Origin of the sequence: Stenotrophobium rhamnosiphilum (assembly GCF_003052265.1) — a bacterium.
Taxonomy (GTDB): Bacteria; Pseudomonadota; Gammaproteobacteria; order Nevskiales; family Nevskiaceae; genus Stenotrophobium; species Stenotrophobium rhamnosiphilum.
This window is the reverse complement of record NZ_QANS01000007.1, coordinates 190929-200687: the sequence shown is the minus strand read 5'-3', so window position 1 is coordinate 200687 and position 9759 is coordinate 190929. Positions and strand designations below refer to the sequence as shown.

At 53.4% G+C, this 9759-nt stretch carries 14 protein-coding genes; 1 reads left to right on the top strand and 13 read right to left on the bottom strand.

The window, feature by feature from the left end; translation table 11 throughout:
* Window positions 1-717: 717 nt before the first annotated feature.
* The 10 genes from CJD38_RS16895 to CJD38_RS16850 all read right to left on the bottom strand — a co-directional run bounded on the left by CJD38_RS16895 (window position 718) and on the right by CJD38_RS16850 (window position 6709).
* Entirely contained in the window at window positions 718-1101 is a 384-nt protein-coding gene (locus tag CJD38_RS16895; protein ID WP_107941567.1) for an EthD family reductase, read from the bottom strand.
* A 43-nt stretch (window positions 1102-1144) separates the two neighbouring features.
* Window positions 1145-1963 (bottom strand): amidohydrolase family protein, encoded by an 819-nt coding sequence (locus tag CJD38_RS16890; RefSeq protein WP_107941556.1) that lies wholly within the window; start codon window positions 1961-1963, stop codon window positions 1145-1147.
* Window positions 1964-2038: 75 nt separating this feature from the next.
* Window positions 2039-2857 (bottom strand): dienelactone hydrolase family protein, encoded by an 819-nt coding sequence (locus CJD38_RS16885; RefSeq protein WP_107941555.1) that lies wholly within the window; start codon window positions 2855-2857, stop codon window positions 2039-2041.
* Window positions 2854-3345 (bottom strand): tautomerase family protein, encoded by a 492-nt coding sequence (locus CJD38_RS16880; protein ID WP_107941554.1) that lies wholly within the window; start codon window positions 3343-3345, stop codon window positions 2854-2856. Before CJD38_RS16880 ends, CJD38_RS16885 begins: the two co-directional genes overlap by 4 nt.
* Window positions 3346-3432: 87 nt before the next feature.
* Window positions 3433-4059, bottom strand: coding sequence for a 2-hydroxychromene-2-carboxylate isomerase (locus CJD38_RS16875; protein WP_107941553.1), 627 nt, complete (start codon window positions 4057-4059; stop codon window positions 3433-3435).
* Between the two features lie 63 nt (window positions 4060-4122).
* Window positions 4123-4404: an antibiotic biosynthesis monooxygenase gene (locus CJD38_RS16870; RefSeq protein WP_107941552.1), complete on the bottom strand. Its 282-nt coding sequence runs from the start codon at window positions 4402-4404 to the stop codon at window positions 4123-4125.
* A gap of 22 nt (window positions 4405-4426) precedes the next feature.
* Window positions 4427-4885, bottom strand: a complete 459-nt coding sequence (locus tag CJD38_RS16865) for a cupin domain-containing protein (RefSeq protein WP_107941551.1) — start codon at window positions 4883-4885, stop codon at window positions 4427-4429.
* 3 nt (window positions 4886-4888) lie between these two features.
* Window positions 4889-5434 (bottom strand): GNAT family N-acetyltransferase, encoded by a 546-nt coding sequence (locus CJD38_RS16860; protein WP_107941550.1) that lies wholly within the window; start codon window positions 5432-5434, stop codon window positions 4889-4891.
* Between the two features lie 5 nt (window positions 5435-5439).
* A complete protein-coding gene (locus tag CJD38_RS16855) occupies window positions 5440-6255 on the bottom strand; it encodes an alpha/beta fold hydrolase (protein WP_161554273.1) in 816 nt (271 codons plus the stop codon).
* A 13-nt stretch (window positions 6256-6268) separates the two neighbouring features.
* A complete protein-coding gene (locus tag CJD38_RS16850; protein WP_107941548.1) occupies window positions 6269-6709 on the bottom strand; it encodes a hypothetical protein in 441 nt (146 codons plus the stop codon).
* A gap of 123 nt (window positions 6710-6832) precedes the next feature.
* Between CJD38_RS16850 and CJD38_RS16845 the strand changes: the two genes are divergently transcribed.
* Complete coding sequence (locus tag CJD38_RS16845; protein ID WP_107941547.1) at window positions 6833-7810, top strand: GlxA family transcriptional regulator; 978 nt, start codon at window positions 6833-6835, stop codon at window positions 7808-7810.
* A gap of 14 nt (window positions 7811-7824) precedes the next feature.
* On the opposite strand, the gene CJD38_RS16840 is transcribed toward CJD38_RS16845, so the two are convergent.
* From CJD38_RS16840 to CJD38_RS16830, 3 genes are all read right to left on the bottom strand, one after another.
* Complete coding sequence (locus CJD38_RS16840; protein ID WP_107941546.1) at window positions 7825-8388, bottom strand: DUF3228 family protein; 564 nt, start codon at window positions 8386-8388, stop codon at window positions 7825-7827.
* A gap of 148 nt (window positions 8389-8536) precedes the next feature.
* On the bottom strand, window positions 8537-9334 hold the full coding sequence (locus tag CJD38_RS16835; protein ID WP_107941545.1) for a class I SAM-dependent methyltransferase: 798 nt from the start codon (window positions 9332-9334) through the stop codon (window positions 8537-8539).
* A 4-nt stretch (window positions 9335-9338) separates the two neighbouring features.
* The gene (locus CJD38_RS16830) at window positions 9339-9701 is read right to left on the bottom strand and encodes a DUF1428 domain-containing protein (protein WP_107941544.1); all 363 of its coding nucleotides are present in this window, start codon (window positions 9699-9701) and stop codon (window positions 9339-9341) included.
* Window positions 9702-9759: the final 58 nt, after the last annotated feature.

The following is a 9759-nucleotide window of genomic DNA, read 5'->3' as shown; positions in this document are numbered from 1 at the left end:
GTGGTGATGGCGCGGGGAGCTGTTCATGACGATCCTAAAAGACAGACGTCAGTTGTAGTAGCTCTGCGCTCGGAGCGATATCACATAAATTGGTGAGTGCTACTGATTTGGCACCTAACGCAAACTAGATGCGTCCAGAGGATAGGTTCCTTTCTGCGCCCCTACAGCGAGTGCATGATCGAACTTGCACAACCTCGTGCGGAAGAAACCTTTGCCCAAACCCCGGTCGACTGGCCACCACGCCCTCAGCCTGGAAGACAGCGATGTCGTGCGCGCTGAATATTTCAACAAAACAAGTTACCGCCTCCGAGCACGCGGCGCTCTGGTCAAATATCTTTTGCAGGAAGCACGGATCGCGGTAGATCTGAGAAATCAGAAGCCCCAGAATTTTTACTCTTGCTCGAAAATCCGGGTGAACTCAAACCGTATCTCTTTCCCGGCGATAAATTCAGATAGGATTTGAGCGCCTCTTAAAGAGGGAAAGCCATCTGGGATTCCGTGGATGCTCAAATGTCGACGCCTTTGGAGAAGCTTTGATTAATCTCTAAGGAATAAGTTGGCCGCATGCTGATCGTCGCGACTCAGGACGTGGAAAGTAAAACCGGCGCCGATATTCGTTGAGCGATCCACTAGTTGTAAAAGCAGCTCACGGTTTCTATTGTTCTGCTGCTTTCAAAACCACACTGCACTCAGTTTCGAGCCTTTGGAGCTGGCATATCAGCCAACAATGACTTCGCTGATCTGCATTACTGGAGTCAAATTAGTGTAGTTCCTCACATCACACATAATTTCTTGTGCATGCGGACCGAAGCCTTTTTGGAACACCTCAACCGAATCGCAGAAGATATGGCACATGCCAACATAGATTGCAGGCGTGCCGGGAGCACTGCCAGCCAGCCCCTTGTCGATGGTGTAGCTTTTGCAGCTATCACCCATACGGTCTTTCACAAGCGGCATATGCGTCGTTCGGTAATACTCATGATCAAACCGCGCGCCTGGGGCGTTTGCTGAGCCGATGTCCCAGGGGTTGGGAATGACAAAGGAATTTCCGGCTTGATGAAGCGCGGCGAATTGCTTGGATTTTTCGGATTGGCTTTTCATCACACTCTTTCCACACTTTTTGAATGAAGACTATTGCGCGCCACTAAAGCCGAAATACCCGTCGCGCATTAGTCTCCAGAAAACTCGTTTCCACTTCCGTCCCCAAGTCCAACTGCCTGACCTGCTCCACACATTTCTCCAGCGACAACTGCGGAAAGTTGGAACCGAACAGAACTTTCTGCTGACCATAGGTCTTCATAAAGTGAATCAAGGCAGGCGGGTAATAGCGCGGCAGATACGCGGAGGTATCGATGAAGACGTTGTCGTGCTTCCAGGCCAGACCAATCATCTCGTCTGTCCATGGATGACCAATGTGTCCGCCAACAATGCGCAGCTCAGGGAATGTCAGCGCTACTTCATCAAGGTAAGGAACGGGCCGCCCGGTTTCAGAAGGCATCAGCGGACCGGTGTGACCAACCTGCGTGCAGAACGGGATATCCAGCTCGATGCACTTCACGTAAAGCGGATAGTAGAGCTTGTCATTGGGCGGCAGCTTCCATAGCCAAGGCACCACTCGCAGTGCTTTGAATCCAAGCACGCGTACGGCTCGATCCAGTTCACGCACCGCAGCAACTGGATCCGCTAGATGAACGGTCGCCACGCCCGTAAAGCGATCTGGAAATGCGCGAATAAATTCGGCAACGTCATCGTTAGTCCACAGCCAGCCTTCTGGTCGGCACCATGCACACAGCATCAAGCGTTCGACGCCTGCGGCATCCATCAGTGCAACGGTTTGTGCCGGATCCAAACTCTGATCCAGCAGATGTGCCGAGCCCGATTTCTCGAACAGGCGTGCAACTTCCGGCAACTTCTGCCGAACCCGGCCCAACGCAGGTTGTGCCCAAGCGTCGATGATTTTCATATGCGAGTGATACCCGTGATCAAGGAGTGAATGTGGCTCTGGTTAGCTTGCACTGACTCCCTTTCACTTTTCTACTTATGACCGTAGGGTCCTTAGGAAGAAGGCAAGAATCTCGTCACGAGCAGCGATTGTGGGTTGGCCCGCTTGATCAATCAGATGGGCAGTGACGACGCTGTGCGGGCTTGCCACGTGTTTTTCAAAGAACGGTGCGACATCCGTATTCGCAGCGCTATCTGGAAGCACGCGTGCAACAAAGCGATCACCTAGCGCCTGAGCGTAAGCCTCAAAGCGCTGCGCCTTGCAGAATTTATCGCCTGCAAATCGATAGGCCATGACGGTGAGGTTTTCCCGCTCTAATCGTTCGCGCACCAGCGCAAGCTCGTTCGGCGGAATGCCGATGCCAGCCGGATCATCAAAAGGAAGGGAAGGCTGCGAGACCACAGGCGCGAGCACGGAAGATTCCAGCATCATTGAAAGTGCGAAGTTGCCGGTGAAGCACATGCCAATCGCACCTACGCCCGGGCCACCACATTCTTGATGCGCCACTCTCGCGAGCGCTCTCAGCCATTGTGTGACTGGGCTGGATTCATTCGATCCAAACGCGCGGAACTCTGCACTGACGCACGCGCGTTTGAAAATGGCGCCACCTTCGTCAGCGCTCGCAATCACTCCATCACGACCAAACAGTGATGGCATGTATACGGTTAGTCCTGCGTCACGCACCCAGCGGCTGAAGCGTGCGACATGCGGGCTGATGCCAGGCATTTCTGTCATCACGATAACGGCAGGCCCTTGGCCAGCGACATAAACTCTCTTGGTCACATCGTTCAGCGTGATTTCACGCGCGGTGAAATCTTCGAGTGCATCGTCCACCTTCATGTCACGCGCACTCATGGAACTGACTCAAAATTTTTTGCCGGTGCTGCACTGGCGCGCGTTAGATGTTGCAAGTGCGCATAGCCCGCAGCCTGTGCGAGTTTGGGCAGCGTCCAGACGATGCCATTACCGCCCCAATCGCCATCCGCCACGTCTTGCAGAATGACGGAGGTCAACAACTGTCGCTGTTCGCCCTCTGGCAACGCTTGCTGGAAGGCTTCATACATGAGCTTGATGTAAAGCGCTCTCGCTGATGCATTCAAAACGCCCGCGGGAACATGCACGATGGCGAAACAGGGCAAAGCTTTGGCAGTCACATCAAGTCCGCCGCATGTCCACATGCCGGATTCAATTTCCTCAACGACCACCCAAGTCAGAAAACGCTTCTGCGGATCGTTAGGTATTTGTTCCGCAGCGCCGGCAGCGTCGTTGATATTTCGAACAAGGCGCTGGCGAGCATCAGCAGGAAATGCGCCCTTGGGGACTCTGACAAAAATGTTCGGCATGGAAAGCACCTGATAGATAAGGTGCGACTATTTGACGCTGATGGACTTGCTCCTTCGAGTGTCCATTTGGACATCTTTAAAGCTTATTCAGCCATTGTTACTAGAGGCGTATTGCAGCGCATCGTCCAAACGATCATTACCCCAATACATTTCATAGCCGACGAAGAACGTTGGCGCACCAAAGATGCCTTTGGCTTGTGCTGCTTCTGTTTGATGACGCAGCGCGAGTTTATTTTTATCAGACAGTGCAGCAGCAAGTATCTGCTCCGAGGGCAAACCCATTCTGTCCAGAATGCTGCGAATGACGTCAGTTGAATCCACATCTTGATCATCGACAAAATTGGTCGTCATCACTTGTCGGCAGAACTCTGCAACCCAGGACTCATCAGCACCCGATAGTGCTACACGCAGCGGCAATACCGAAGCGCGCGGAAAGTTCGTCGGCTGTTTCCACGCAAGACCATATTTCTGACACTCCCTCGCCATATCCTTCCAGACGTATTCACCTTTGGCTTTCTGCAGAACAAAGGGAGAGGTTTCCCAGCCAAACGTTTTGAAAATAGGCCCGAGAAGAAATGGCCGCCACAGAACCGTGACTCCCAAGCTGGATGCGGCTTGCTCAATGCGCATCGTCGTCAGATAGCTGTAGTTGCTGCCGAAGTCGAACCAGAACTCAATGGTCTTTGCCTGAGGCTTGAGATTGTTTCCTACCATACGCGCATCCTTACTCATCGAATACAACAAGGCATCGCAACTCGATGCTCCTACGCAATATTCTCAGAGCGTTCCAACTTCCAAACACTTCAGATAATTGAACTCAGGTGCTTCGACACCCGCCTGAATGCGGATCTCAACCAATCGCGGCGACTCAAAGAAATCTCTGGCTTGCTGCAAAGACGCCCACTGGGAGAAATGAACGATCTTGTTTTCATCGTGCTCATCGCGCAGCACGTAATAGTTTATTTCGCCTGCACTCTTACGAATTGCAGATGCCTCATCAAAGATCTTCTTCCATGCCTGATAGTCTTTGACGGCATGGATAATCAACACATAGTTCATATTCACTCCAAAATTATTCGCGCTATCGTTGAATACGCTGGATATCAGCGTGATCAACCAGATTCCATTCCCCATTATTCCGATAGAGCCGCTTCTTGAGGTTTGTGTAATCTGCCACGTCCTGCGCCAAACGCTGGCCCAGCACCAGACAGATCAAGGGCTCAGTCCCGATGGCCTGTAGACAGTGTCCAATACCATTGATCGGGTATCCAATGAAATCTCCAGCGCCGACCTCCTGGGTTTCCGACCCTAGTGTTGCGATCGCGCGGCCGGACAAAACATAGATGCACTCTTCTTCAAACAAATGGGCATGAGGCTCTGTGGAGTAGTGCCCCGGCTGAATCGTAATCAGATGAACGCCAATGTTCTTTAGCCCAACTTCATCACCCAGCGACTTATTGATCCGAACAGCATTGCTATTCAGAAAGTGCGTTCTCTTTTGACCGGCCATGTCACGAATGGCTTGCGCAGATAGATACATGACTCAACCTCTCACTGGAATAAGGCCTTCAGCAGATTTTTCATACGTCTCAACTTTCAGATCCGCGCGCAAAGGGATACCAACGCCCGCATCCTTGGGATAGTCAGCGACCGCACTTGTTTTTCGATAACCCCGCCGCACATAGAACGCTGCCAGCTCGCTTCGATTTGTCACGACAGCCAGTACAAATTTGTTTGCACCATATTTCTGGATGGCAAAGTCTTCAGCATGCTTGAGCATTGCTTTGCCAGCGCCACCACCTTGCATGGCCGGACTAACAGCTAGCAAACCAATGTGACTGACATCGCCATGCTGTTCAATCTGAACACAGGCGAGAATCTCTTGATCGTGCAGGCCCACTAGAAGCGTGGAATTGCGCGCGGCAATTGCTGATTCAACCATCGCAGCATTCGTTCTCGGGCCTGATACCAAGGCAGACTCGTGCGTCCAGCCTCCGACTTCTGGCGAAGGCCGATAGGCATCGTTCACCAACTTTGCAATCTGTGTAGCGTCCTGAGCGGTGGCTGTTCTTATGCCATCAATGTTCATGATTGTTACTTGCTCTGTGCATGCGCAATAAATCCCACAGCACTGGAAACCACGAACACGTCACTCAGAATGCGTTTATGTCCCAAGCCCGCGACGCGCAAGAACGAAGCGTCGGGCCAAGCCGCGAGCAATTCGTAACTATTACTCGCTGGTACAACACGATCTTCAGGATCATGGATCAGCAATGCCGGATGCGCCCGACCAGATTGCAGCGCGTCAATATCCATCACCTCAATCGGCACACCCGCGTGTTCATTCAACATGGTGCGAAGATGAGCAATGCTTTGCTCGTTCAAAGAAACCAGACTCGAAAGATGCCGCATGATGCTGGTCAGCGTGCTTGGTCCCGCTAATTGCACACAGGCCGGCACCTGCAATCCATTCGCGTACGCGTATAGCGCAGCACCCGCGCCGAATGAATGTGCAATGACGCCGGCAAAAGGACCGAGATCAGATGCAGTCGCAAGAATGGCTCTGCCGTACTTGACCACGTCCATGAACTCGCCCTGCGACTCACCATGCGCAGGCGCATCCAAAGCGATGACCTGAAATCCGCGCTCAAGCAGCGGCGGTACAAAAGCTGCCATGTGCGCGGCACGACTTTCCCAGCCGTGCAGCAACAAGACTGGCTTGCCTTGGCCCCATATCCACGCAGATAAAGACAAGCCTTCAAAGCTGAACTGATGACGAGTCGCTCCGGCCAAAGCTTTGCGCTCTTGATCAGTTGCGGCTCGCTGCTCAGGTTTGGTCATCCATCCGAATACCTTTTCGATGGCGTTTATATCTAGCTGCGCAGCAGATTTTTCAGGTGCACTTAACATGGTCTTTGCCTGCTCACAGGAACTCTGCATATTTCTTGGAAAGCTCTATATCAATGCGCAGATCAAAAGGCCCAAAAGAAATTAATCCGGCCGTGATCCCTGTCAGAGAGATGAGCGAACCCCACATCAGCATCTGGGCCATCGCACCCCAGTGGGCCCATGTGCCATTGAGTGCTGCAAAACTCAGGATCAGCGCAGCACCGCCATTGCTGAAAATTCCAACCCAAACAGCTTGTGCAGGATAAATACCGCGCTTGGCGTCTCTCAGGCCAAACGCGTATCCAACAATCAACGCCGCGTAGGCCATTCCCAGCATACGAAGAAATAAAATAGGCTGAGGCACATCGAAACCTATCCATTGCAGAGCGCTTGCAGGCAGCAGCAACAACGGGACACAGGCCCCGACGATGGTGAACACGATCTTGAAAGTCAGAACATGAATTAATCCACGCATGAATAGCTTCCCCTTGCAGCTGATTGAGCACAGTGCCGGCCTCACACCAAGTTGCAGTATTTAAGCGTTAACGATGGGAATGTTGTAGTGTCCTATCTGACATATTTAAGGCTAAATACGCCAATGAACGATTTCACCATTCTGCTTGTTCCGGGTGCTTTTGCGTCTTCGGTCTCCGCGACACTCGATCTCTTGGCTGCTGCGGTCACGATGGCCCCAAGCGTTGGCGCAGCAACGCCAAAATGGAAAGTGCTGTCGCTATGCGAAGAAGGCCCAACGCCACTTAGCAATGGCATGTTTATCGATGCCAAGCCTCTTCCTGGCCGCGTTAAAGGCGACAACTCCATCTGGGTGATTCCCGGATTGGCTACCAGAAGTCCCCGCGCCGTGGATTTACGCCTCGAACAAGCGGATGCTCAAAGAGGCATCGCTGCGTTAAAAACCCATGCTCGTGCTGGCGGCACAGTAGCTGCTTCGTGCTCAGGCGTATTTCTTCTGCAAGCTGCAGGATTACTTAAGAATCGCAAAGTCACGACGACGTGGTGGCTGGCGAGTCATTTACAAAAAGTTGAGCCCGAATGTGTTGTCGACGCCAATCGCCTCGTGATTTCTGACGGCACCGTTTGGACTGCTGGCGCTGCATTCGCACAAACCGACTTGATGCTCAGACTGATTCAAGCACGCTTTGGCAATGCACTTGCGGAAGCCGTTTCACGCGTGCTCGTCATTGATGGTCGAGAAGCGCAAGCGCCGTTTATTGTTCCGGCCATGCTCGCGAATGGGAACGAACTGATTGCCAATCTTTCGCAGCAAATCGAAAAATCTCTTCCAAACGCCCTGAGCGTTAAGGAGATGGCAGAAAAATTGTGTATCTCTGAAAAAACGTTAGCGCGCCGCATCAAAGCAGCCACGGGCAAGAACCCTTCAGAACTGATTCAGTTCGTGCGACTCAAACGTGCCCGTCGGCTTCTGGAAACCACCAGCATGTCGGTGGATCAGGTGGCAGAAAAAGTTGGATACAGCGATTCCACCGCGCTGCGTCGCCTGATGCGTAAAGTGTTCAATGCGACACCGCGACAGTTTCGATTATTGAACAGTTAATTCCGAACAGCCGCTTATTTTTTAGGCCGCCAGTTCGCGTTGCTTTCCCAAAACGCCACCGCCTGCCGATAAGCCTCTCGATCCATCGCAACACCTGATCCGCCCTCGTCTACTCCGAGGGCGTTTCTCATCATGGTGATCGGCGCCATCGGAATTTCTTCCGGCGCCTCGGTATACATGCAACCAACAACGCCCCAATCCGCATCAATCGTGTCGCCCTCTTTCAGCATCTGCTCGCGGCTGTAGAGAATCACGATCATGTAATTAGCGATCGGCGGTTCTACGCCTTCAAACCAACGCACCAGCACCGGCAGCTCAGCCTTGGTTCTGGCCTCGTACGCAGAGCGCAGCAAGTGTCGGTTGTCATCAGTGATCGGCACTGTGAGACAACGCGTGCTGGTCCAGTTGCGATGCACATGCAACTTGCAGAACGGCGCGTAGCCATCCAACACCTTCAGCGGCACGTTGTCATTGATGTAACGCTCGAAAGATTCTGCGGTAGCGTCTTGAATAGCGTTGAGGCGGCGGTCTTTAGGAAACAGCCGCGCGCGGGCGAAGGGAGTTAGGACGATGGACATGGGTCAGACACTGGTGGCGATGTCGCTATCGTAGCCGCGCCTTTGTAGGGTGGGTAGAGCGCAGCGAAACCCACCGTCATCGCACAATCAAAGAATGGTGGGTTTCGCTGCGCGCTCTACCCACCCTACGAAACAACACTGCAACGAACTAGCGCTTCACCGCCCGCGTCATCAAAAACGATTGCCGCACACGGTTACCAACAAAGAACTGGCGACTAAGGTCTTCAAACTCAGCGCGGAATTTTGCGAGGCGGTCGGGTTGGTCGGATAGTGTTTGTACGAGCCTGATCAGTGGCCCAGCGGTAAGCTCCATCCACGCGCGGTAATGCTGTGGGCTCAGTGTTGGCACGGTCATCTCATCGCGCTGAAAGCGTATATCGCTGACAGCATCACCCAGGCGTTGGCGCACGACATTCACATCGCCCCACGCAGCCGGTGATGCAACGCCGGGAGGCGGTGGCAGATACGAAGCCGTGAGCGCGAACATGCGACCGATCATCAGCTCTGGCGGCCAAGTGCAGAATGCGATGCGGCCGCCGGGCTTGAGCACGCGCAGCATCTCAGCAATGGCAACCTCTGGTCGCGGCGCGAATATGTGGCCGAACTGACTCAGCACCACATCAAATGTGGCGTCGGCATAAGGCAGAGCTTCTGCATCACCTTCTAAAAATTCAATCTCGGCATTGATCACGGCGGCATTGCGGCGTGCGTCTTCTAGCAAGACTGGCGACAGATCCATGCCGCGCACTTGCGCGCCGCGACGCCCAGCCGTTATAGCGACAACGCCGGTGCCGCACGCCACATCCAACACGACTTCGCCTTGACTCACTTCCGCAAAGTCGACGAGGCTGGCGGCGGCAAGCGTGGTGAATGTAGCGAGTGGCGAGAACAGCGCCCAAGACTCGCGCTGTGCCGCTTTGAACTGGGCAAACGGATCGGTCGTCATGAGCTCACCGGCTCAGTTCGACGATGGGCTTGAAGCCACCGAAGATCATTCGCTTGCCGTCGAAGGGCGCTTTCGTCGTCATCATCTTTGCAAGACGCGGATCAGTCATAACTTTGGCGTTGACGCGGTCTCTGTCCTTGCGTGATTTGAAGGCGATCCACGAGAACATCACCACTTCATCCGGCTTGCGCTTTACGGCCTGCGGAAATGACGTCCACTTGCCTTGTTTGACGTCATCTTCCAAGCACTCGGTGAATAGCAAAGCGCCGTGCTCGATCCAAATCTTGCCGGCCTTGCGCGCCATCTTGCGGTAGTCCGCGATCTTGGCCTTGGGTACTGGCACCAAAAATCCGTCGATGTATGCCATCTGATTTCTCCTCGTTGATTGTTCATCTACGTGAATAAACGACGGCCCACTGTATGCC